The sequence below is a fragment of the Rhodococcus sp. MEB064 genome (assembly GCF_000834565.1).
Classification (GTDB): Bacteria; Actinomycetota; Actinomycetes; order Mycobacteriales; family Mycobacteriaceae; genus Rhodococcoides.
On the sequence record NZ_JXQS01000003.1, the window covers coordinates 1 to 22,466 of the forward strand.

19 protein-coding genes are annotated in these 22,466 nt (G+C 67.3%); 13 read left to right on the top strand and 6 right to left on the bottom strand.

All coding sequences use genetic code 11. The annotated features are described in order from the left end of the window. Positions 1-146: 146 nt before the first annotated feature. Together RU01_RS01455 and RU01_RS01460 are read left to right on the top strand one after the other, a co-directional pair. Entirely contained in the window at positions 147-1,250 is a 1,104-nt protein-coding gene (locus RU01_RS01455; RefSeq protein ID WP_042572862.1) for an XdhC family protein, read from the top strand. Positions 1,251-1,320: 70 nt separating this feature from the next. Beyond that, complete coding sequence (locus tag RU01_RS01460) at positions 1,321-3,342, top strand: cytochrome c oxidase assembly protein (protein WP_042572743.1); 2,022 nt, start codon at positions 1,321-1,323, stop codon at positions 3,340-3,342. Here RU01_RS01460 and RU01_RS01465 read toward each other — a convergent pair. Then, a complete protein-coding gene (locus RU01_RS01465; protein WP_052493065.1) occupies positions 3,339-3,794 on the bottom strand; it encodes a GtrA family protein in 456 nt (151 codons plus the stop codon). The genes RU01_RS01460 and RU01_RS01465 overlap by 4 nt on opposite strands. Continuing rightward, positions 3,791-4,453 carry a TetR/AcrR family transcriptional regulator gene (locus RU01_RS01470; protein WP_042572744.1) on the bottom strand — a complete coding sequence of 221 codons (663 nt, stop codon included), beginning with the start codon at positions 4,451-4,453 and terminating at the stop codon, positions 3,791-3,793. Before RU01_RS01470 ends, RU01_RS01465 begins: the two co-directional genes overlap by 4 nt. 126 nt (positions 4,454-4,579) lie before the next feature. On the opposite strand from RU01_RS01470, the gene RU01_RS01475 reads away from it, so the two are divergent. Further along, positions 4,580-6,118: an MFS transporter gene (locus RU01_RS01475; RefSeq protein WP_042572745.1), complete on the top strand. Its 1,539-nt coding sequence runs from the start codon at positions 4,580-4,582 to the stop codon at positions 6,116-6,118. A gap of 35 nt (positions 6,119-6,153) precedes the next feature. Here RU01_RS01475 and RU01_RS23445 read toward each other — a convergent pair whose 3' ends face one another. Beyond that, positions 6,154-6,594, bottom strand: a complete 441-nt coding sequence (locus RU01_RS23445) for a MarR family winged helix-turn-helix transcriptional regulator (protein ID WP_042572746.1) — start codon at positions 6,592-6,594, stop codon at positions 6,154-6,156. Positions 6,595-6,667: 73 nt separating this feature from the next. On the opposite strand from RU01_RS23445, the gene RU01_RS01485 reads away from it, so the two are divergent. The 6 genes from RU01_RS01485 (at position 6,668) to RU01_RS01510 (ending at position 17,096) form a co-directional block, all read left to right on the top strand. Next, positions 6,668-8,467, top strand: coding sequence for an ABC transporter ATP-binding protein (locus tag RU01_RS01485; RefSeq protein ID WP_042572747.1), 1,800 nt, complete (start codon positions 6,668-6,670; stop codon positions 8,465-8,467). A gap of 141 nt (positions 8,468-8,608) precedes the next feature. After that, entirely contained in the window at positions 8,609-9,079 is a 471-nt protein-coding gene (gene ssb / locus RU01_RS01490) for a single-stranded DNA-binding protein (RefSeq protein WP_082042802.1), read from the top strand. 118 nt (positions 9,080-9,197) lie between these two features. Continuing rightward, positions 9,198-10,877 (top strand): energy-dependent translational throttle protein EttA, encoded by a 1,680-nt coding sequence (gene ettA, locus RU01_RS01495; RefSeq protein WP_042572748.1) that lies wholly within the window; start codon positions 9,198-9,200, stop codon positions 10,875-10,877. 154 nt (positions 10,878-11,031) lie between these two features. Then, positions 11,032-15,897 (top strand): NAD-glutamate dehydrogenase, encoded by a 4,866-nt coding sequence (locus tag RU01_RS01500; RefSeq protein ID WP_042572749.1) that lies wholly within the window; start codon positions 11,032-11,034, stop codon positions 15,895-15,897. 105 nt (positions 15,898-16,002) lie between these two features. After that, the gene (locus RU01_RS01505; protein ID WP_042572750.1) at positions 16,003-16,434 is read left to right on the top strand and encodes an acyl-CoA thioesterase; all 432 of its coding nucleotides are present in this window, start codon (positions 16,003-16,005) and stop codon (positions 16,432-16,434) included. Beyond that, a complete protein-coding gene (locus tag RU01_RS01510; RefSeq protein ID WP_042572751.1) occupies positions 16,431-17,096 on the top strand; it encodes a hypothetical protein in 666 nt (221 codons plus the stop codon). The genes RU01_RS01505 and RU01_RS01510 overlap by 4 nt, the downstream gene beginning before the upstream one ends. 1 nt (position 17,097) lies before the next feature. Here RU01_RS01510 and RU01_RS01515 read toward each other — a convergent pair whose 3' ends face one another. After that, positions 17,098-18,699, bottom strand: a complete 1,602-nt coding sequence (locus tag RU01_RS01515) for a glycoside hydrolase family 13 protein (RefSeq protein ID WP_231568557.1) — start codon at positions 18,697-18,699, stop codon at positions 17,098-17,100. A 192-nt stretch (positions 18,700-18,891) separates the two neighbouring features. Between RU01_RS01515 and RU01_RS01520 the strand changes: the two genes are divergently transcribed. After that, complete coding sequence (locus tag RU01_RS01520; RefSeq protein WP_042572752.1) at positions 18,892-19,323, top strand: cupin domain-containing protein; 432 nt, start codon at positions 18,892-18,894, stop codon at positions 19,321-19,323. 14 nt (positions 19,324-19,337) lie between these two features. Here RU01_RS01520 and RU01_RS01525 read toward each other — a convergent pair whose 3' ends face one another. After that, complete coding sequence (locus RU01_RS01525) at positions 19,338-19,733, bottom strand: globin domain-containing protein (protein ID WP_042572753.1); 396 nt, start codon at positions 19,731-19,733, stop codon at positions 19,338-19,340. 50 nt (positions 19,734-19,783) lie between these two features. Continuing rightward, positions 19,784-20,719 carry a mechanosensitive ion channel family protein gene (locus RU01_RS01530; RefSeq protein ID WP_042572754.1) on the bottom strand — a complete coding sequence of 312 codons (936 nt, stop codon included), beginning with the start codon at positions 20,717-20,719 and terminating at the stop codon, positions 19,784-19,786. Positions 20,720-21,072: 353 nt separating this feature from the next. Here RU01_RS01530 and RU01_RS01535 point away from each other — a divergent pair, with 353 nt between their 5' ends. From RU01_RS01535 to RU01_RS01545, 3 genes are read left to right on the top strand one after another with little or no spacing between them, the layout of a single operon-like run. Then, positions 21,073-21,642 carry an HNH endonuclease gene (locus RU01_RS01535; protein ID WP_042572866.1) on the top strand — a complete coding sequence of 190 codons (570 nt, stop codon included), beginning with the start codon at positions 21,073-21,075 and terminating at the stop codon, positions 21,640-21,642. A gap of 24 nt (positions 21,643-21,666) precedes the next feature. Continuing rightward, positions 21,667-21,942, top strand: a complete 276-nt coding sequence (ctaJ, locus tag RU01_RS01540) for an aa3-type cytochrome oxidase subunit CtaJ (RefSeq protein WP_042572755.1) — start codon at positions 21,667-21,669, stop codon at positions 21,940-21,942. Further along, entirely contained in the window at positions 21,929-22,411 is a 483-nt protein-coding gene (locus tag RU01_RS01545) for a DUF5130 family protein (RefSeq protein WP_042572756.1), read from the top strand. Before ctaJ ends, RU01_RS01545 begins: the two co-directional genes overlap by 14 nt. Positions 22,412-22,466: the final 55 nt, after the last annotated feature.

Sequence of the window (22,466 nt, forward strand, 5' to 3'; positions counted from 1 at the left end):
AAGGGATTAGAAGGCCCTTGCTCTATCCCCTGAGCTACGGAGGCGCGCATCGGTGTCCGATGCGCCGTCGAGTGTAGCGAGGCCGCTCACCGCGCCCCGGGTGCAGGTGCGGCTTAGACTCCACGGTTCGAGGGAAGGCTGCGGTGGTGCTGGACGTGATGGATCGAGTGCTCGCCGCCTGGCGTGCGGGCGAGTCGGTCGGCGTTGCCACCGTGGTGCGCACCTTCCGCTCGGCGCCGCGCCCGCCGGGTGCCTCGATGGCGGTACTCGCCGACGGTCGAGTCGTCGGATCGGTATCGGGCGGCTGCGTCGAGGGCGCGGTGTACGACGCCGCGCAGAGCGGTGAGACCGGCCTGCACCGGTACGGGGTCAGCGACGACGATGCTTTCGCGGTGGGTCTGACGTGCGGAGGCATTCTCGACGTCTTCGTCGAGACCATCTCTTGCACAACCTTTCCGGAGCTCGACTCGGTGGCTGCGGCCGTCGAGGAGCACCGACCGGTGGCAGTGGCCACCGTCATCGAGCATACCGACCCCTCCCGTGTGGGCGCTCGGCTCGTCGTGCAGCCGCACACGGCGTCCGGCACGCTCGGATCGGCCCGCGCCGATGCGGCGGTTGTCGACGACGCCCGCGGACTGCTCGAGGCCGGCCGCACCGATGTGCTGCATTACGGTCCGGACGGGCAGCGACGCGGCGAGGGCATGACGGTGTTCGTGAACTCCTTCGCGCCCCGTGCCCGCATGATCGTGTTCGGCGCGATCGACTTCGCGTCGGCGGTGGCGCGTCAGGGCACGCTCCTCGGCTATCGCGTCACGGTGTGCGACGCCCGGCCGGTGTTCACGACCCCCGAGCGTTTTCCGACGGCCGACGAGGTGATCGTCGAGTGGCCGCATCGGTACCTGGAGCGACTGCAGGCCGAGGGTGAGATCGACGAGCGCACCGTGATCTGCGTGCTCACCCACGACCCCAAGTTCGACGTGCCCCTGCTCGAGGTGGCGTTGCGACTCCCGCGCGTGGGGTACATCGGCGCGATGGGGTCACGTCGGACCCACGACGATCGTGTTGTGCGACTGCGCGAGGTGGGGATCGGCGACGACGAACTCGCACGACTCTCGTCTCCCATCGGGCTCGACCTGGGTGCGCGGACACCGGAGGAGACCGCGGTGTCCATCGCGGCGGAGATCGTGGCGCGCCGGTGGGGTGGGGGCGGTAGGCCCCTCGGCGAGCGGGAGGGCCGGATCCACCGGTGATGTCGACTGGTGACGGGAAGTACTACAGCCCGTAGGTGCTGCGACGCCAGTCACCTCCTACCCTGGAGGTATGGCAACAACTGAGGTCGAGCGCACTGCGCCCGCCGCACGCAGCACCGGATCGGGCGGGGTATTCGTGACCGCCGGTCTGATCGCCGCCGTGGTCGCAGGTCTCGTCGTAGCGCTGTCGGCGTCGCAAGCCCTCGTCCTGCTCGGCATTCCCGACCCCGGACCGGTCACCACCTACGGACTTCCCGCTGTTCGTGCTCTGGGTGAGGTCGCCGCTGTCATCGCGGTCGGCTCCCTGCTGCTCGCAGCGTTCCTGGTTCCGCCGCAGAAGTCGGGTGTGCTGGACATCGACGGGTACCGGGCTGTGCGCACCGCGTCGGCGGCCGCCATCGTGTGGGCCGCGTGCTCGATCGTGCTGGTGCCGCTGACGTTGTCGGACACGTCCGGTCAGCCGTTGTCGGAGGCGATGAAGCCGCAGAACCTGTGGTCGGGCATCGAGCAGATCGAACTCGCCCGGGCATGGCAGTGGACGGCGATCATCGCGATCGTGCTGGCGATCGGTTGCCGCGCGGTGCTTCGGTGGTCGTGGACACCGGTGCTGCTGCTAGTAGCGCTGGGCTCGCTGATGCCGCTCGCCCTGTCAGGGCATTCCTCGTCCGGCGGCTCCCACGACGTGGCGACCAACAGCCTGATCCTGCACTTAGTTGCTGCGTCGCTGTGGGCCGGCGGCTTGTTCGCGGTGCTGGCTCACGCCACCCGTCGCGGGGCACACACCGATGTCGCGGCACGACGGTTCTCGCTGCTCGCGACGGTCGCGTTCGTCGTCATGGGCGTCAGCGGCGTCGTCAACGCGCTGGTGCGCGTCGAGCCCGCGGACCTCGTCGACTCCACCTACGGACGACTCGTTCTGGCCAAGGTCGCCGCACTCGTCGTCCTCGGCGTCTTCGGGTACATGCAGCGTCGGCGCGCTCTGCCCGCTCTCGCGGCGGACCCGTCGTCACGCGGGAATCTGGTCCGGTTCGCCGGGGCCGAAGTCCTGGTGTTCGCGGCGACCATCGGTCTGGCCGTCGGGCTCTCACGCACCCCGCCCCCGCTCGGTAGTGCCCGCGAACTGACGATCACCGAGGTGGAACTCGGATACGACCTCACCGCGCCACCCTCGCTCGGACGCTTCCTGTTCGACTGGCGGTTCGACCTGATCTTCGGCACCGCAGCCGTCGTGATGGCCGTCGTCTACTTCCTCGGCGTGCGCCGTCTGCATGCCCGCGGCGACGCGTGGCCGGTGGGCCGCACGATCGCGTGGATGCTGGGGTGCGCGACGCTTCTGTTTGCGACGTCGTCGGGGGTGTACCGCTACTCGATGGCCATGTTCAGCGTGCACATGGGCTCACACATGGTGCTGTCCATGCTGACGCCGGTGCTGCTGGCGCTCGGCGGCGGCGTGACGCTCGCCCTGCGCGTACTGCCGGCCGCGGGGAAGGACGGAATTCCGGGTCCTCGCGAGTGGATCCTGGCCGCCCTGCACAGTCCGTTCTCCCGATTCCTGACGCAACCGATCGTGGCTGCCGTCATCTTCGTCGGCGGCTTCTACGCCCTGTACCTCGGCGGGATCTACGGCGCGTCCGTCGACTCGCACGGCGCCCACCTGCTGATGAACGCGCACTTCCTGCTCAGCGGCTACCTGTTCTACTGGGTCGTCATCGGTATCGACCCGGCCCCGCGTCGGCTGTCGCCGGTGACGAAGCTGGCCATGGTGTTCGGCTCCCTGCCGTTCCACGCGTTCTTCGGTATCGCGCTGATGAGTCAGGACACCGTCATGGGACAGACGTTCTTCCGCGGTCTGTCGCTCCCGTGGAATTCGGACCTGCTGCAGGACCAGCGCCTCGGCGGCGGTATCGCATGGGCGACGGGCGAGGTTCCGCTGATCCTGGTGATGCTCGCTCTGCTCGTCCAGTGGTCCAACACCGACCGCAAGGAAGCGGTGCGCACGGACCGCGCGGCCGATCGTGACGACGGCGCCGACCTGGCCGCGCACAACGCCATGTTCGCCGAACTGGCACGGCGTGAGCGCGAAGGGCGTTAGAAGACCAGCCCTCGCAGGGCGAGGAAGCGGAGGCCACCGACCAGCGCGGTGACCGCGACGAGAATGAGGGCGGACAGCGCTGCACCGGCCTGGGGCAGTGCGACGTCCAGCGCGGTGAGTGCGGCGGTCGAGGCGCCCAGTCCGATGAGAGCGAGCCCGCCGCCCTCCCACTGTGCCGTGAACCAGCCGACGCGATCGGCGGCGTGGAACGTCAGCCGTCGGTGCAGCTCGTTGGCCAGGATCGTGGAGGCGACGGCGCCCACGGCATTGGCGACGATGGATCCCTCGGAGTGCATCGCCACGAACACGGCGACGTACAGGATGTTGCTGAGTCCGCCGACCATGGCGAAACGGAGAAGCTGAGGCCAGGCACCGTCGCCCCGCACGATGCCGAGCAGGCGATGGTGCTCATCGGGGGCGAGCAGCGGGGGAGCAGTCGGGTTGTCGATCACATCCCCCTCCCGTGCAGCTTGTGTTTGACGGCGGTGATCTCGTCGGTCGTCAACGCGCGTCCCGGCAACGGTATCGAGCGATCGGGGTACGCCGCCAGACTGTCGATGACGAGAGCGAAGTAGCGCCGCCAGTTGTCGGGGTCCACCTCGTCCGCGATCTCGGCGCCGGCGACGATCATCTTCACCAGTGTGAAGAGGTCACCGGGTTCGACGTCGGAGCGGAGCTTGCCGGCGGCCTTCGCGCGAGAGATGACGGTGTCGATGGTCGGCTCGAGCTTGCCGCGCACGGCAGCGATGCGGTCCATCCCGTCGTCGCACCCCAGCACGACGTGACCGAGACCACGGTCCGCGGCCAGGTGTCGGCACATGAATTCGAAGAAATCGACCATGGCCTCCCACGGATCGTCGGCGTTCGCGGCAGCTTCCGCGCGGGAGAGAACCTCGACGAGACGCTGTTCAAAGATGCCGTCGATCAGCTCCTGCTTGTTGGCGAAGCGTCGATAGACGGTGCCGACGCCGACGCCGGCCCGCGCCGCGACATCGTCGAGCGTGATGTCGAGTCCTTTGCGCGCCAACAACTCTCGCGCGCAGTCGATGATCTTGAGCTTGTTCCGCTCGGCGTCGGCGCGTAGTGGCTTGGGCGCTGTGGTGGGTTTCACAGTCCGTTTCGTCCTGGTTCTCGGGTTAACCGGAGGCGACACCTCCGCATGGCTGCTATCTTCTTGTTATCCGGAGCCTACGCCTCCGCATAGACCTCACACACGCTGTAACCGAAGCGAGGAACAATGTCTTCCACCACATCCGACGTCGGAAACGTCGACCGGGCAATCCGGTCGAGCGCGCACGACGCCCCCGACCGCACACGCTGGTTCATCCTCGGCGTTCTGGGCCTGGCTCAGCTCATGGTCGTGCTCGACGCGACCGTCGTGAACATCGCGCTTCCCGCCGCTCAGCTCGACCTCGGCTTCGACAACGCGGACCGCTCCTGGGTGGTCACGTCGTACGCGCTCGCGTTCGGCAGCCTGTTGCTGCTCGGTGGCCGACTCAGTGACCTCTTCGGTCGCCGCACCACCTTCCTCGTCGGTCTGGTCGGCTTCGCGGTGATGTCCGCCGTCGGCGGCGCGGCCGTCAATTTCGGAATGCTCGTCGCAGCGCGCGCCGGTCAGGGTGTCTTCGGCGCCCTGCTCGCTCCCGCGGCACTCTCCTTGCTCACCACCACGTTCACCGATCCGAAGGAGCGCGCCAAGGCGTTCGGCATCTTCGGCGCGGTCGCCGGCGCCGGCGGTGCCATCGGCCTGCTGCTCGGCGGCGTGCTCACCGAGTGGGCGAACTGGCGCTGGAGCCTGTACGTCAACCTCATCTTCGCCGGAGTCGCCTTCGTCGGTGGCTTCATGCTGCTGGCCAAGCACCGCGCGACCGAGCGTCCCGTGCTGGACATCCCCGGAACCATCAGCGTGTCCGCGGCCCTGTTCTCCATCGTCTACGGATTCGCACACGCCGAGTCGAGCGGCTGGAGCAACGCCGTGACCATCGGATTCCTCGCCGTCGGCGTCGTCCTACTCGGTGTCTTCGTCTTCCTGCAGACCCGTGCGACGCATCCGTTGCTGCCGCTGCGCATCGTCCTCGACCGCACACGCGGTGGTGCCTACCTGGCCGTGTTCGTCATCGGTGCCGGCATGTTCGCCGTGTTCCTGTTCCTGACCTACTACCTGCAGAGCACCCTCGGCTACACGCCCATCACCACCGGGTTCGCGTTCCTGCCGATGATCGCCACCCTGGTCGTGACGGCGACCGTCGCCACCTCGGTGATCCTGCCGCGCTTCGGACCTCGCGTCCTCATGAGCGCCGGCATGCTCATCGCCTCGGCGGGTATGGCGCTGCTGGCCCAGATCTCCATCGACAGCTCGTACGCAGCCCACATCCTGCCGAGCCTGCTCATCATGGGTGTCGGTATGGGTGCCACCATGGCTCCGGCCATGCAGGGTGCAGTCTCGGGCGTCTCGCCCGACGACGCCGGAGTCGCGTCGGCAACGGTGAACACCATGCAGCAGGTCGGTGGATCCATCGGAACGGCCCTGCTCAGCACCATCGCGGCAACCGCGGCGTCGAACTACGCGACCGACAACCAGGGCGCCGTGGCTCAGGCCGCGGATCCGCAGGCCGCCGCGACGCTGCTGCGGATGAATGCGGAGATCGCCAGCTACACCACCACCTTCTGGTGGGCGTCGGGCATCTTCCTCGCCGGTTCGGTGATGGCAGGCCTGCTGGTGCGCTCGGGCAAGCTGCCTGACGGACCCGAGGGTGCGACTGTCGTCGCTCACTGATCCCCGGGTCACCGAATCCGGTGCAGAAAACGTCGCTATGCGATGTTTCCTGCACCGGATTCGTCGTTGATACGAGTCAACAGCTCCGCCAGGGTGGCGCGGTCCTCGGCGCCCAGGCCGGCGAACATCGCCTCGGAGGCGCTCTTCTGCGCTCGGGCGATGGTGCGGGCCATGTCGCGGCCGTCGTCGGTGAGACGCAGGAGGACCGCACGTCGATCCGTCGCGTCGACGCTGCGTGCCACCCAGCCGGACGATTCCAGCGCATCGACGACGTCGGTCGCCGACCGCGGCGCGATCCGCAGCCGCTCGGCCAGGTCGCCGGGCCGGAGCGCATCGTCCGTGCCCGCCAGGACTCGCAACGCGCGTCCGTGCGAGGGGGACAACCCGAATGGTTCGAGTGCGGCCATGTGTCGGCGTCTCATGGAGCGGGCCACCATCATGACCAGTTCGCCGAGGTCCTTCTCGTGGGAATGCACTCGACGATACTAACGTTGCAGCGGTAGACCTCATAATGAGGTAACCTCAGCTTCAATCCAACCGGGAGGTCATATGCGTTCCTCCACCAGTCCGGCAATTCCGGATGAACACCGTTCCGAACCTGCCCCCCTCGGGCGAGTCGTCTCTCTCTTCCGCCCGTACCGCGGCCGAGTCGCCGCAGTCAGTGCCGTCATCACCCTCAGCGCCATCGTCGCGCTGGGATCTCCCTTGCTGCTGCGCGACATGCTCGACCATGCCATCCCGAACGCCGACGTCGCCCTGGTGACGATCCTGGCCGGGGGCATGATCGCCATCGCCGTCATCACCAGCTGCCTCGGCGTCGCGCAGACCTGGATGTCCAACAGCATCGGCCAGGCGCTGATGCACGGATTGCGGGTGAAGGTCTACACCCACCTGCAGCGACAGTCCCTCGGATTCTTCGCGCGGACGCGCACCGGGGAGGTGCAGTCGCGCATCGCCAACGACATCGGCGGGATGCAGTCCGTCGTCACCAATACCGCGACGTCCATCGCGCAGAACGCCACGACCGTTCTGGCAACCGTCGTCGCGCTGTTCCTTCTCGACTGGAAACTGGCTCTATTCTCCCTGGCGATCCTGCCGGTCTTCGTCCGCATCGCACGACGCGTCGGTGACGAGCGTCGACGTATCTCCGGTGTGCGGCAACGACTTCTGAGCGATCTGTCCGTCCAGGTCGAGGAATCCCTGTCCGTCAGCGGCATCCTCCTGGGCAAGACCACGGGAGCATCGAGCGTCCTGACCGACCGGTTCACCTCACGGTCGTCGGAAGTTGCCGACGTGGAACTGCGCTCGATGATGGCCGGCAAGTGGCGCATGGCCACGATGTCCATCAGCTTCGCCGCGATGCCCGCCCTGGTCTACTGGTTCGCCGGGATCACCATCGGCAACGGCAGCGCGCTGACCGTCGGCACTCTGGTCGCCTTCACCACCTTGCAGACACAACTGTTCCGCCCCACGATGATGCTGCTCAACACCGGTGTCGAGGTGCAGAGTTCGCTCGCCCTGTTCGGCCGCGTGTTCGAGTACCTCGATCTGCCGGTCGACATCGACGAACCGGCGTCGCCGACGACGGTCGACCCCGCGACCCTGCGCGGCGAGGTGCGCTTCCGCCACGTGGGCTTCGAGTATCCCGGCGCCGGGCGACCGACCCTCTCCGACATCGACATCACGGTTCCCGCGGGCAGCACGCTCGCGATCGTCGGAGCCACAGGCGCCGGAAAGACCACGCTCGGCTATCTGACCGCGAGGCTGTACGACCCGACGTCCGGGTCGGTGGAGATCGACGGGGTCGACCTCCGCGACATGGCGCTCGACGCCGTGTCGGCCGCTGTCGGAGTCGTCTCCCAGGAGACCTACCTCTTCCACGACACCATCCGGGAGAACCTGCGGTTCGCCAAGCCCACCGCGACCGATGCCGAGATCGAGGATGCCGCCCGCACGGCGCAGATCCACGACTTCATCGTCTCGCTCGACGACGGGTACGACACCCTGGTCGGCGAGCGTGGCTACCGGTTCTCCGGCGGCGAGAAGCAGCGGCTCGCCATCGCCCGCACGGTGTTGCGGAACCCGCCGGTGCTGGTGCTCGACGAAGCGACCAGTGCGCTGGACACCACGACCGAACGCGCCCTCGCCGGGGCCATCGACCAGCTGGAACACGACCGCACCACCATCGTCGTGGCGCACCGACTGTCCACCGTGCGCACCGCCGATCGGATCGTGGTGCTCGATCACGGTCACATCGTCGAATCGGGATCGCACGACGAATTGGTGGCGCTGCGAGGTGCCTACGCGACCCTGCTCGCCGCGTCGGGCGACGAACTGGTCTCCGCCTGACAATCAGGAAAGTCAAGACCTCCGGGAGCCCTGTGGACCACCGTCCACAGGGCTCCCGCGCATCTGGTTCCGTGCCGCCCGTCGGCGCAGAGTCGGATGTGCGACCGACACCGCGTCGGCCGCGGACGAGGGGGAGACACCATGTACGAGGCGTACCTGACGGTCGTGGGAACGGTCATCACCAACCCGATCAAGCGGACCACACAGTCGGGGGACGAGGTGATGAGCTTCCGTGTCGCCAGCAACTCGCGTCGGATGGATCGCGGTACCGGGGAATGGCAGGACGGTGACACCCTCTACGCCTCGGTGAGCTGCTGGCGCCGACTGGTGTCGGGAGTCGGGGCATCGCTGATGAAGGGCGATTCGGTCATCGTGTTCGGACAGGCCCACACCAACGAGTACACGACGAAGGACGGCGTCGGCCGCGCCGATCTCGAGATCCGGGCGACGGCGGTCGGGCCCGACCTGGCGAGGTGCAGCGTGAAGGTCGATCGCAGTCGGCCCGTCGCCGCCGAGCGACCGGACGACGCGGAGCACTCGGGTCAGGAGCACTCGGGTCAGGACCGTTCGGAGCAGGAGCACGGTGAGCAGGAGGTTGCTGCCGTGGGCTGAGCGCGCGAGCATTTCACGCCACGTGCTGGTCCCGGTAGAGTTTGCCGTCGAGCACATCTCCCAGTCACCGGCACCACGCCCGGCATGAACACGCTGGTGAGCACAACGAGAGGAACTCGTGGCGGAATTCATCTACACCATGAAGAAGGTGCGCAAGGCGCACGGCGACAAGGTCATTCTGGACGACGTGACGATGAGCTTCCTGCCGGGAGCGAAGATCGGCGTCGTCGGACCCAACGGCGCCGGCAAATCGTCCATCCTCAAGATCATGGCCGGGATCGATCAGCCCGGAAACGGTGAGGCGTTCCTCGCACAGGGCGCCACTGTCGGGATCCTGATGCAGGAGCCCGAACTCGACGAGACCAAGACGGTCCGCGAGAACGTCGAGGACGGACTCGGCGAGACGATGGTCCAGCTCAAGCGGTACAACGAGATCGCCGAGCTGATGGCCACCGACTACTCCGACGAGCTCATGGAAGAAATGGGCGAGTTGCAGGAGAAGCTCGATCACGCCGACGCGTGGGAGATCGACTCGCAGCTCGAGCAGGCCATGGACGCGCTTCGCTGCCCGCCGCCGGACGAGGGTGTCACGCACCTCTCCGGTGGTGAGAAGCGCCGCGTCGCGCTGTGCAAGCTGCTGCTGAGCAAGCCGGATCTGCTGCTGCTCGACGAGCCCACCAACCACCTCGACGCCGAGTCGGTCCTGTGGCTCGAGCAGCACCTCGCCGCGTACTCGGGCGCCATCCTGGCCGTGACGCACGACCGGTACTTCCTCGACCACGTCGCGCAGTGGATCTGCGAGGTCGACCGCGGTCGGCTCTACCCGTACGAGGGCAACTACTCCACCTACCTGGAGAAGAAGGCCGACCGTCTCGAGGTCCAGGGCAAGAAGGACCAGAAGCTGCAGAAGCGCCTCAAGGACGAGCTCGCATGGGTCCGTTCCGGTGCCAAGGCACGCCAGGCCAAGAACAAGGCACGTCTCGATCGGTACGACGAGATGGCGGCCGAGGCCGACAAGATGCGCAAGCTCGACTTCGACGAGATCCAGATTCCCAACCCGCCGCGCCTCGGTGACGTCGTCGTGGAGGTCAAGAGCCTGGACAAGGGCTTCGACGGCCGTGTCCTGATCAAGGACCTGTCGTTCACGCTCCCGCGTAACGGCATCGTCGGTGTCATCGGACCCAACGGTGTGGGTAAGACGACGCTCTTCAAGACCATCGTCGGTCTCGAGGAGCCGGACGGCGGCGAGGTGAAGATCGGTCAGACGGTCAAGCTGAGCTACGTCGACCAGAACCGCTCGGGTATCGACCCGGCGAAGACGGTCTGGGAGACGGTGTCGGACGGCCTCGACTTCATCACCATCGGTACGCAGGAGTTCCCGTCGCGTGCGTACATCAGCTCGTTCGGGTTCAAGGGCCATGACCAGCAGAAGGCCGCCGGCGTGCTGTCCGGTGGTGAGCGCAACCGTCTGAACCTGGCGATGACGCTCAAGCAGGGCGGAAACCTGATCCTGCTCGACGAGCCCACCAACGACCTGGACGTCGAGACGCTCGGTTCGCTGGAGAACGCCCTCGAGGAGTTCCCCGGTTGCGCCGTCGTGATCTCGCACGACCGGTGGTTCCTCGATCGGACCTGTACCCACATCCTGGCGTGGGAAGGTGGCTTCGGCGACAACGAGGCAGCCTGGTACTGGTACGAGGGCAACTTCGAAGGCTACGAGGCCAACAAGGTCGAGCGGCTCGGCCCCGACGCGGCGCGTCCGCACCGGGTGACGCACCGCAAGCTCACGCGCGACTGAAATGTACTGGTAAGTAACCTATTTTCATCGCACGCCACGCTGCCGCGGTGTTCGGCTCCCGGCCTCTCGAGGCTAGGGTCGGGAGCCGAACCCCACGGACAACGTCGCCGCGACCGGTGGATCCGCCGATCGTGGTGATCGAAAGGCGACAGCGATGACTTCAACGGGAGGGCACTCCGACTCGGCAACGGCGCCGAGCTCGGTGCTCGAACGGGCGGACGATCTCCGCGCGGTGTACTTCGGACACGTCGATCTCGACGTCCTACGAGCCACCACCGGCGCAGACCCCGCGGAAGTCGTGACTCGTCACCTCGCTCTCGCGCAGGACCGCACGACCGGCGTCGCGAACATCGAACTCCACCGCGGGCCGGACAGCGCCGTCGGCGTCGCCATCCAGATCGTCACCGACGACATGCCGATGCTCGTCGAGTCGGTCACCGCCTGGCTCACCAACCTCGGGATAGCGGTCGTCGAGGTCGTTCATCCCATTCTCCGTGTCGTCCGCGACGACTCCGGTCATCTGCTCTCCATCCGAGGCGGCGCCACCCCTGCCGACGTCGACACCGGCGACGCGGCCGACGGCAGCATCCTCGAGTCCTGGATCCACGTCGCTCTGCACCCCGCAGCCAGCGAGGATTCCTTCGCGTCGCTGGAGTCGTCCCTCGAGGACGTGCTCGGCGACGTCCGCCGGGTCGTCGACGACACCCCGGCGATGCAGCGACGTCAGCTCGAACTCGCCGACCGCCTCGACCGGCCGCGACGCGGTGACGCCGACGATTCGGAATCCGTCACCCCGCAGGCGCGACACGACGCCGGCCGACTGCTGCGCTGGCTGGCGGAGGGCAATTTCCGCGTGCTCGGTAGCCGCCGGTACACCGCAACGGAGTCCGGACTCGAGCCCGTGACGGAATCCGGTCTCGGCATCCTGCGTTCCGACGACGCCGGGGTAGTCGAAGGATTCGACCTGCCGATCGACCGCGTGGTGGCACGCGAGGACCTGTTGGTCCTCACGCGCGCGTCGAGTTCGACGTCGGTCCACCGCGCCGTGCATCCGTACTTCGTCGGTGTCCACGACCTGGACGACGAGGGAAACACGGTGGGGGAAAACCGTTTCACCGGTCTGTTCACCATCGCGGCGTTGCACGGCAACGTTCTCGACATCCCCGTGGTCGGCGACCGCGTGCGCGCGGTGATCGAGAAGGCGGGCCACACGCTGACGTCCTACTCGGGCCAGGCGATGCTCGAGTCCATCCAGTCGTTCCCCCGTACCGAGCTGTTCTCCGCGGATGCTCGCTCGCTCTTCGACACCATCTCCGCCGTCGAGCGCAGCGCGCTCCGCCGCGAGGTACTGCTCTTCCTCCGTCGGGACGGGTACGGCAGGTTCGTCTCCGCGCTGGTGTACCTCCCGCGCGACTCGTACACCACGAGGCTGCGACTCGAGACCCGTCGCATCCTGCTCGAGGAACTCGGCGGAATCGACGTCGAGTACGAGGCCCGCGTAACCGACAGTCCCCTCGCACTGGTGCACTTCACCGTCCGGTTCGACGGTCAGTCGGCCGACGCGGTGGATGTCTCCGATGCCAACCGCGACCGCATCCGCTCGCTCATCGCGGACGCCACGCGCACATGGGACGACGCCCTCCGCGAGGCGGCCGCGTCGGATCCGGCGGTGTCCCCGGACAGCGCCGCTCGATACGCCGTCGCGTTCCCCGAGGCGTACAAGCAGGACTTCGACCCCGCGCGTGCGCTGATCGACATCGGCCGGCTCGACGCTCTCGTCGACGACCGCATCGACATGTGCCTGTACCGCCCGCGGGACGCCGAGCGTGGACAGTGGCGCTTCTCGCTGTACGTCACCGGTCACGAGGTGTCGCTGAGCCAGGTACTGCCCGTGCTGCAGAGCCTGGGCGTCGAGGTGGTCGACGAACGTCCGTACGCCGTGGTCCGTCTCGACGGAACCCGCTGCTGGATCTACGATTTCGGGCTGTCCGCGGAACCCGAGGTCATCGAGGGCGCGACCACGGATGCCGGCGTGGTCGGTCGACGCTTCACCGATTCGTTCGCCGCGGTGTGGAGAGGACACGCGGAAGCGGACCGGTTCAACGAACTGGTGCTGCGCGCGGGCCTCGAGTGGCGGCGCGTCGTGGTGTTGCGCGCCTACGCCAAGTACCTGCGCCAGGCAGCCTTCCCGTACAGCCAGGCCGGGATCGAGAGCGTGCTGTTGGACAACCCGGTCACCGCCTCACTCCTGGCCGACCTGTTCGACGCACAGTTCGACCCCGACTCGTCGTCCGAGGACCGCGCACAGGAGATCGCTGACGAGCTGACCACCGTCATCGACCGCGTCGTCAGCCTCGACGCGGACCGCGTCCTACGTGCGATGTTCACGTTGGTGCGAGCGACGTTGCGTACCAACCACTTCGTCGTCGATGCCGAGGGACGCGGTCGCGATTTCCTGTCGCTGAAGTTCGATCCCCGGAACATCGACGCGCTTCCCAAACCGCGACCACGGTTCGAGATCTTCGTGTACTCGCCCCGGGTCGAAGGAGTTCACCTACGCTTCGGCGCCGTCGCGCGCGGCGGGTTGCGGTGGTCGGACCGACGCGAGGACTTCCGCACCGAGGTGCTCGGACTGGCCAAGGCGCAGGCAGTCAAGAACGCTGTCATCGTTCCCGTCGGCGCCAAGGGCGGCTTCGTCGTCAAGCGGCCGCCCACCCCGACCGGTGACCCGGCGACCGATCGCGCGAACACCGGCGCGGAGGGACGTGCCTGCTACCGCATGTTCATCGCCGGACTTCTCGACGTCACCGACAACCTGAACCGTGCGACGAGGGCGGCGATCCCGCCGGCCCGCGTCGTGCGACGCGACGACGACGACTCCTACCTGGTCGTGGCAGCGGACAAGGGCACCGCGACGTTCTCGGACCTCGCCAACGAGGTGTCGGCGGAGTACCACTTCTGGCTCGGGGACGCATTCGCCTCCGGCGGATCGATCGGCTACGACCACAAGGCGATGGGCATCACCGCCAAGGGAGCGTGGGAGAGCGTCAAGCGGCACTTCCGCGAGTTCGGCATCGACACGCAGCGCGACGAGATCACCGTCGTCGGTATCGGCGACATGAGCGGCGACGTCTTCGGCAACGGAATGCTGCTCAGCGAACACCTGCGCATCGTCGCCGCGTTCGACCACCGGCACATCTTCCTGGACCCGGCGCCGGTGGCCTCGACATCGTTCGCCGAGCGTCGTCGACTGTTCGAGCTGCCCCGGTCGTCCTGGGCGGACTACGACACGTCGCTGATCAGTGACGGCGGCGGAGTGTGGGACCGCACCGTGAAGTCGGTACCGATCAGTGCGCAGGCCCGCTCGGCTCTCGGACTCGCGGACGACGTGACCGCACTCTCGCCTCCGGAACTGATGCGTGCGATCCTCACCGCCCCGGTCGACCTGCTGTGGAACGGCGGGATCGGGACCTACATCAAGTCGCGGACGGAGTCCGACTCGGACGTCGGCGACAAGGCCAACGATCCCGTCCGCATCAACGGCTCGGACATCCGCGCACGGGTGGTCGGGGAGGGCGGAAACCTCGGCGCCACCGCGCTGGGCCGCATCGAGTACAGCGCCGCGGGCGGCAAGATCAACACCGACGCCGTGGACAACTCGGCCGGCGTCGACTGCTCGGACCACGAGGTCAACATCAAGATCCTGCTCGACTCGACGGTGTCGTCGGGCGACCTCCCGGCGCACGAACGCGAAGAGTTGCTGGCGTCCATGACGGACGAGGTGGGACTGCTCGTTCTCGAGGACAACGTCGCGCAGAACGAGGTGCTCGGGGTATCGCGGGCGCATGCGCCGGAACTCCTGGGAGTGCACGCCCGACTCATCGCCGAGCTGGTGGCCTCCGGACGGGTGGACCGCGCGATCGACGCGTTGCCGACGAAGTCGGAGATCGCGCGTCGCGGCAAGGAGGGGCTGGGCCTCACCTCGCCGGAACTCGCGACCCTCATGGCGCATGTCAAGCTGGCGCTGCAGGAAGACCTGCTCGCATCCGACGTTCCCGACAGCGAGGTGTTCGCCCCGCTCGTCACGGAGTACTTCCCGACCCCCCTGCGTGAGCGGTTCGCCGGTGCCATCAAGGCGCACCCGCTGCGCCAGGAGATCGTGGCCACCAGGATCGCCAACGAGACGGTCGACCACGGCGGCATCAGCTACGCGTTCCGGCTGGCGGAGGACTCCGGAGTCGGCAGCACAGATGCCGCCCGTGCCTTCGCTGCGACGAGCGAGATCTTCGGGTTGCACGAGATCTGGTCGATCATCGCGACGACGGACATGCCCACGGCGGCGTCGGACGAACTGGTGCTCGAATCACGCAGGCTGCTCGACCGGGGATCGCGCTGGCTGCTGTCCAACCGCCCTCAGCCCATCGCTGTGGGGGCCGAGATCACCCGGTTCGCTCGCAAGGTACGAGACCTCGAGGCCGAGCTCCCGTCGTGGCTGAAGGGACGTCAGGCGAGCAGCGGCATCGATCGTGCGGCGGTCGCGATCGAAAAGGGCGCCCCGGAAGCGCTCGCGCACAGAGTGTTCCGACTTCTCGATGTGTTCTGCCTCCTCGACGTCATCGAGACGGCGGACATAGCGGACCAGGACGAGGCCGCGATGGCGAGCCTCTACTACGCCCTGAGCGAGCACCTGGGCATCGACTGGCTGCTGTCCGCGGTGTCCACCCTCGAACGCGGTGACCGGTGGCATTCGCTGGCTCGACTCGCGTTGCGCGACGACCTGTACTCGTCGCTGCGAGCACTGACGCTCGACGTCATCGGGGGCGGCGAACCGGGGGAGACGCCGGAGGAGATGATCGCCGAGTGGGAGTCGACCAACGCATCACGGTTGTCTCGCGCACGTGCAGCGCTGACGGAGATCGGCGAGTCGGGAACATTGGATCTGGCGACCCTGTCGGTGGCCGCACGCCAGATCCGCAGCATGGTGCGAGGAGCAGGGGCACGCACCGACCTCTCGCGCTGATCGCCCCTCGCGAGTACGTCGACAGTGTCGCGATCCCGAGGGTCGGGGCGACAGTTCGGACGTACTCGCGAGGGAGGGGTCGGTCGAGAGCGATAGGTTGACGACGTGACAGCGAACGAGCTCATCGGTTTCCACTGCCCGGTCGAGGTGCGGTGGTCGGACATGGACGTCTATCAGCACATCAACCATGCCCGCATGGTCACGCTGCTGGAGGAGGCGCGCATTCCCTGGCTGATGGCGGACGGGTGCCCGACCGCGTCGCTCCGCAACAGCGCCGTGATCGCCGACCTCCACGTGCGGTACCGCGGGCAGCTGCGCCACGAAGACACCCCACTCGACGTGTTCATGTGGACGAAGCAGCTGCGTGCCGTCGACTTCACCGCCGGGTACGAGGTGCGGGCTCACGGCGCGCCGATGAGCAGCCCGCCGGCCATCGTCGCGTCCACGCAGATCGCCGCGTTCGACATCGACACACAGCGACTGCGCAGGCTCACCGACACCGAGCGCGAGTACCTCCAGCGCTGGCAGCGTCCGTGACCGGTGCACTCGCCGAAAGGTCACTGACCGTTCCGGACGCGCGGGACAGGGATGACCTCGCGACCTTCCTCACCCACGCGACGCGTCTCGACGCCGCTGCTGTGGTCCGGATGCGGCGACGCGGTGATCAGCATGTCGTCGCCTGGGTCGAGACCGGCTTCGACGTGCTCGCCTCGCGCACCGTCCGCGCACGGTTGATCCCGTCGGACGTGACGGTCGCCGCCGACGGACTGCTGTCCCTGATGGCCTCGGCCGGAGCCGCACCGTTCGACCCCGGGTTCGGGATGGACTCTGCGTGGCGCGGGCCCGTTCCGCCCGACACGGGCTTTGTCCACGTCGACGACGTACCGGGCCGTGTTCTCGTCGACCTCGCCGAGCGAGGTGTCGCTCTGGCGCGCGAGCACGGCACCGACCACGGACCACCGGTGTCGCTGCTCGATCAGGACGTGGTGACGGTCGACGCCGCCGACGAGGCGGTTCCGGTGTCGATGCGCATGATCTTCGCCCTCAACGCCATGAAGTTCCTTCCCGACGGCGCCGATTCCGGAGATGCCGACGACCGGGTTCGCGTCCGCGTCGCGCGTTCCTGGGTGCGTCTCGACGCCCGATACGGGTCCGTCTTCCGCAGCCGGGGCGCGATCATCCCCCTGCTGGTGACCTGAGTCAGATCAGCCAGGCCGCGGCGTCGGCAGGGAGCATCCCGTCCTCCAGTGGTGTGCTCGCGAGGAGGAGTTCACCCGGGGGCAGTGCGATGGGTGCGTCCGTCGTGTTCAGCGCGCAGATCACCCCGCCGCGGCGTCGGAACGCGAGGCATCCCGGCGGACTGCCGTACCATTCGATGCCGGGCCGAGCGAACTCCGGACGGACGGCGCGGAGGCCCAACGCGGTGCGGTAGAGGCTGAGCATCGAGTCCACGTCCTCGAGCTGAGCTTCCACCGTCAGCGGCGCCCAGCTCGGCGGCATCGGAAGCCACGTGTCGTCGGAGGTGGAGAAGCCGAACGGCGGTTCGGTGCCTTCCCAGGGCAGCGGAACCCGGCACGCGTCGCGGCCACGTTCCGTCCCGCCCGACCGCAGCCATGCGGGATCCTGCAGGGCGGAATCGGGGAGGTCGGCGTTGGGCAGACCCAGTTCGGATCCGTTGTAGACGAACACGACCCCGGGCAGTGCGAGGAGCACCAGCGCCATGGCTCGGGCACGCCTACGTCCGATGTCGCCGTCGCCGTACCGGGTCACCTCGCGGTCGATATCGTGGTTGGACAAGGTCCACGTCGGCACCCCGCCGACCCGGTCCACGGCGTCGAGCGAGTTGTCGATCGCGTCGCGTATGGCCGTCGCGTCGAACGGTGCCTCGGCGAGTCGGAAATTGAAGCCCAGGTTCAGCTCGTCGGGTCGGATGTAGCGGCTGAAGCGCTCGTTGTCCTGGACCCAGACTTCGCCGACGGTCATCGCGCCGTCGTACTCGTCGATCACCCGGCGGATCGCGCGGTGGATCTCGTGGACACCGTCGTCGTCGAAGCGCGGATCGCCGTCCTCGTTGCGCATCAGTTCGTTGACCGAGAGGTCCATGTCCGGCAGGTCCGCCGGCTTCGCCATGCCGTGCGCGACGTCGATGCGGAAGCCGTCGACGCCGCGGTCGAGCCAGAACCGCATCGTCTTCTCGAGGTCGGCGAGGATCTCCGGCTCCGACCAGTTCAGATCGGGCTGTTCGGGGGCGAAGATGTGGAGGTACCACTGACCCGGTGTGCCGTCGGCTTCGGTGACCCGGTGCCAGGCCGGACCACCGAAGATGCTCGGCCAGTTGTTCGGGGGCTCCGAACCGCCCTCACCGGTTCCGTCTCGGAAGATGTAGCGGGCGCGCTCCGGACTACCCGGGGGCGCGGCCAGTGCAGCCCGGAACCACTCGTGCTGGTCACTGGTGTGGTTGGGCACCAGGTCCATCGTCACCTTCATGCCGCGGCCGTGGGCCTCGGTGACCAGCGCGTCCATGGTCACGAGCGAACCGAACAGCGGATCGATGTCCCGAGCGTCGGAGACGTCGTAACCGTGGTCGACCATGGGGGACCGCATGACCGGGCTCAACCACAGAGCGTCGACGCCGACGAGTTCGAGATAGCCCAGCTTGTCGCGGACACCGCCGAGATCTCCGATGCCGTCACCGTCCGAGTCGGCGAAGGACCGCGGATAGATCTGATAGAACACGGCGTCGGACCACCAGGGGGAGTCGTTCGATGAGCTCTGCAGGCCGGTGTCCGTCGTGTTGCTCACAAGAGGCAATAGTGCCAAACCTCGGACGTGCGTGAGACCTCCGCGGCATGTGACGGTCCTCGCCGCGCTCGGTCGGCCCGTGTCCGGGGCCCTTTCGGAACCGACCGACACGGGGATCGGTGTGAAAACTACCCAAAGTTTGTTTCATGGGGTATTTTCAGCGGAACTTCAAGCAACGGTAAAGGAAGAACCATGACGAGTCCCGTGTTCGAGGCTGTCCGTCTCGACGACGTCGAGCTGGCCCCTGCCCCCATCGACCCGTCATGGATCATCGCCGGCGAGCCCGTCGCCCGCAGCGGTCAGTGGTCCTGCAGCCCCGATACGACCACGTCGACCTGGGTGTGGGACTGCACCGCCGGCACCTTCAACTGGTACTTCGAACAGGACGAGACGATCCACGTCATCGAGGGCGAAGTGATGGTCAAGTCCGCCGGTAACGAGCCGCGCGTACTCCGCGCCGGCGACGCCGCCCTGTTCTACGCGGGCACCTGGTCGGAGTGGCACGTGCCCGAGTACGTGCGCAAGCACGCCATCCTCCGTCCGCACATCCCGCGCCCGCTGTGGTTCGCCATGCGCGTCAGCCGCAAGCTCCGCGGCAAGTCGCGCGGACCCGCGCTGGGCTGACAGGCAGCGGCTGCCTAGAGCGGCGAATTCACCATGGAGTTCGCCGCCATCTCGATGTACTCGACGAACTGCTGACGGTGACGGTCGTCCATCGTCTCGGCGTCTATCGACGCGAGAGCGGTATGCATCGCCCGCAGCCAGGCGTCCCGCTCGAAGGGGCCGATGACGAACGGCGCGTGTCGCAGGCGCAGCCGCGGATGCCCCCGCTCGTCGGAATAGGTGCGGGGACCACCCCAGTACTGCTCCAGGAACATCCGCATCCGCCGCTCGGCCGGACCGAGGTCTTCCTCGGGGTAGAGACGCCGCAGGATCTCGTCGCGCTCCACTTCCGCGTAGAAACGAGCAGTCAGTGCGTGGAACGTCTCGGCGCCGCCCACCGCGTCGTAGAAGGTCTCTGCCGGCTCGGTCATGACTCCATTGTTCCCTACGCGTCGGGTGTTCTCCGCAGGCCGCTGCGTCGTCACGAGGTGAGGCTGGCGGTCGGTCCGAACGGCCGACCGTTGGGGTAGGGCGCGGCGATCTCGGCGTCGTCGAACGCCTCGAGGATCTGGCGATGCAGTCGTCGCTGCACAGCCCACTGACGCCCGGGCCGCACCTTGATGGTCAGTCGCAAGGTCACCGTGTCGGAGGTGACCGCGTCGACGCCGAGCATCTGAGGAGCTTCGAGGATGTCCTCGTCGAATTCGCCGCGCGCGATGGACTCCTGCGCGGTGCGCTCGGCGACCTCGCACGCGATGTCGATGTTGGCGGTGTGGCTGACCGGGAGGTCGAGAACGGCGACGGCATGGCCCTGGCTCATGTTGCCGACGCGCAGGACTTCGCCGTTACGCACGTACCAGAGCGTTCCGGAGATGTCGCGCACCGTGGTGACGCGGAGCCCGACGGTCTCGACCGTGCCCGACGCCTCCCCGAGATCGACGATGTCGCCGACGCCGTACTGATCCTCGAGCAACATGAAGATGCCCGACAGGAAGTCCCGGACCAGGTTCTGGGCGCCGAAGCCCAGGGCCACGCCGACGATGCCGGCCGAGGCGATGAACGGTGCGACGTTCACACCGACGATGGACAGGGCGGACAGCACGAACCACACCAGGATGGCGACCGAAACCGCCGATTTCAGGACGGAACCGATGGTCCGGGCCCGCTGATTACGGCGTTCGTTCAGGATCGTCGACTGCACTCCGGCCGGTGCGCGCTCGCGCAGAGGTCGGAGCAGGGTGGGTTTGCCGGTACCGGGTCGAGAGGAGAATCGGTCGATCATCCGGTGGAGTGCGAAACGCAGGAACACGGCCAGAAGCGCGTAACCCACGATCTGAAGTGGTCGTTCGATGAGCCAGTCGCGACCGGTGTCGGAGAGCGAGAGGGCAAGGACGGCGTTCGGGTCGGCGGAATACACCCGAAAAGTCTACGGATCACACGCATCCTCGCCACCGAGAATTCATCCCGCGTGCCGCTTCCGGACCTCGAATGCGCGTGCGAACTGCACCGATTCGTGATGCACTTGTGTTCGTCTTCACGTGTGGCGGTGGCTGTCGCAATCCAGTGACATGTCGCGGTGCACGCAGTGTGCTCACTGGAGGTGGCATGAAGAAGAGTGGGACTGCCGGTCAGGTTCTGGCCGTGCATCGACAACAGACCGACCACCGGACGGAATACCGACAACGGTCGCCCGTCGACGCCGACGCGTCGAGGGCCGACGACCAACCCGGTGGCGTCGCGCTTCGTGCGGTCACCGATCTCCCACACCCCATCGGCGGTGATCTCGATGACGATCATCTCCACGACGATGCCTCCGTGCCCGCCTGGGTCAAGAGACGCGTACTTCTCCTCAACGCCACGTTCGAACCCCTGACCGCGCTGCCCATGCGCCGCGCGGTCGTACTGCTCGTCTGCGAGAAAGCCGTCGTGGTCCACGACGACGACGACGGTCCGGTGGTGAGATCGGCGGATCTCGCGCTGCAGGTCCCGTCGGTGATCCGGCTACGCAACTACGTGCGCGTCCCGTACCGCGCCAGGATCCCGATGACCAGAGCCGCCTTGATGCACCGTGACCGCTTCCGGTGCGCGTACTGCGGGTCCAAGGCCGAGACCATCGACCACGTCGTCCCTCGGAGCAGAGGCGGCGGACATTCGTGGGAGAACTGCGTGGCGTGCTGCGCGTCCTGCAACCACCGCAAAGCGGACAAGATGTTGAGCGAACTGGGATGGACCTTGCGCGCGGCACTGGTTCCGCCCAAGGGTCCGCACTGGAGGTTGCTCGCCAGTATCAAGGAACTCGATCCCACGTGGCTTCCGTACCTGGGTGAGGGTGCGGCGTGATCGTCGTCCATTAAGGTGTGAGGCGTGAGCATCCTCGAAACTGCGCTGATCTTCGGACTGATTCCGCTCGTCCTGTTCCTCGCGCTCTACGTGTTCGCGAAGATCACGTCCACCGATCCCGCACCGCGTCCCGCGCCCTACCGTCTCGGGCAGACGTGGGACCACGCGCCGGTGCTGTGGTCGGCCACGGACGAGGTCACGCCGTACACACATCACTCGGGTGCAGCGCACTCGGGTCACGCCGAGCTCACCGCGGGTTCGGCTTCTCTGATCGGAGGCCGGGCAAGTGGCAAGTGGTGACGTCTCGATCCGACGTGTGTCGGAAGAGAACCTTCCGGTAGGCCATGTGGTCACCGCCAGCGGGCGTGTGTCCGGTGTGCATCAGGTGGGCACCGTCAACCCCGACCTGTCGCCGTTCGCCACCGACGAGCTGATCCAGCTCGACGAGGCGCTCATCGAGGCGACCCGTCGTACCCGGGTTCGGTTCAACGTCCTCGTCGGCGATCTGGGTGCCGATCCCGCTGCCGGCGCCGACGCGGCACTGGTGGCCACGCCCGAGGCGGAGCATTCCGTGCTCATCGCGGTCTCGCCCAACCAGCACGCCATCGAGGTGCGCTACGGACGTGGCGTCGCACACAAGGTCGACGATCGCATCGCGCAGCTCGGGATCACCGCTGCCACAGGATCTTTCCGCGACGGAGACCTCATCGACGGCCTCGTCGCCGCCGTGCGTGTCATGAGCGCGGCCATCACGGGACCCTCGTCCTGAGGTAACGCTCGACAGTAGAGACGACGCAGGGCCCGCCATCGCGAGATGACGGGCC

What these genes read in the sequence shown, in the direction of transcription:
- RU01_RS01460 (WP_042572743.1), top strand. Translation starts at nt 1,321, where the DNA reads ATGGCAACAACTGAGGTCGAGCGCACTGCGCCCGCCGCACGCAGCACC.
- RU01_RS01475 (WP_042572745.1), top strand. Translation starts at nt 4,580, where the DNA reads ATGTCTTCCACCACATCCGACGTCGGAAACGTCGACCGGGCAATCCGG.
- RU01_RS01485 (WP_042572747.1), top strand. Translation starts at nt 6,668, where the DNA reads ATGCGTTCCTCCACCAGTCCGGCAATTCCGGATGAACACCGTTCCGAA.
- ssb (WP_082042802.1), top strand. Translation starts at nt 8,609, where the DNA reads ATGTACGAGGCGTACCTGACGGTCGTGGGAACGGTCATCACCAACCCG.
- RU01_RS01500 (WP_042572749.1), top strand. Translation starts at nt 11,032, where the DNA reads ATGACTTCAACGGGAGGGCACTCCGACTCGGCAACGGCGCCGAGCTCG.
- RU01_RS01520 (WP_042572752.1), top strand. Translation starts at nt 18,892, where the DNA reads ATGACGAGTCCCGTGTTCGAGGCTGTCCGTCTCGACGACGTCGAGCTG.
- RU01_RS01525 (WP_042572753.1), bottom strand. Translation starts at nt 19,733, where the DNA reads ATGACCGAGCCGGCAGAGACCTTCTACGACGCGGTGGGCGGCGCCGAG.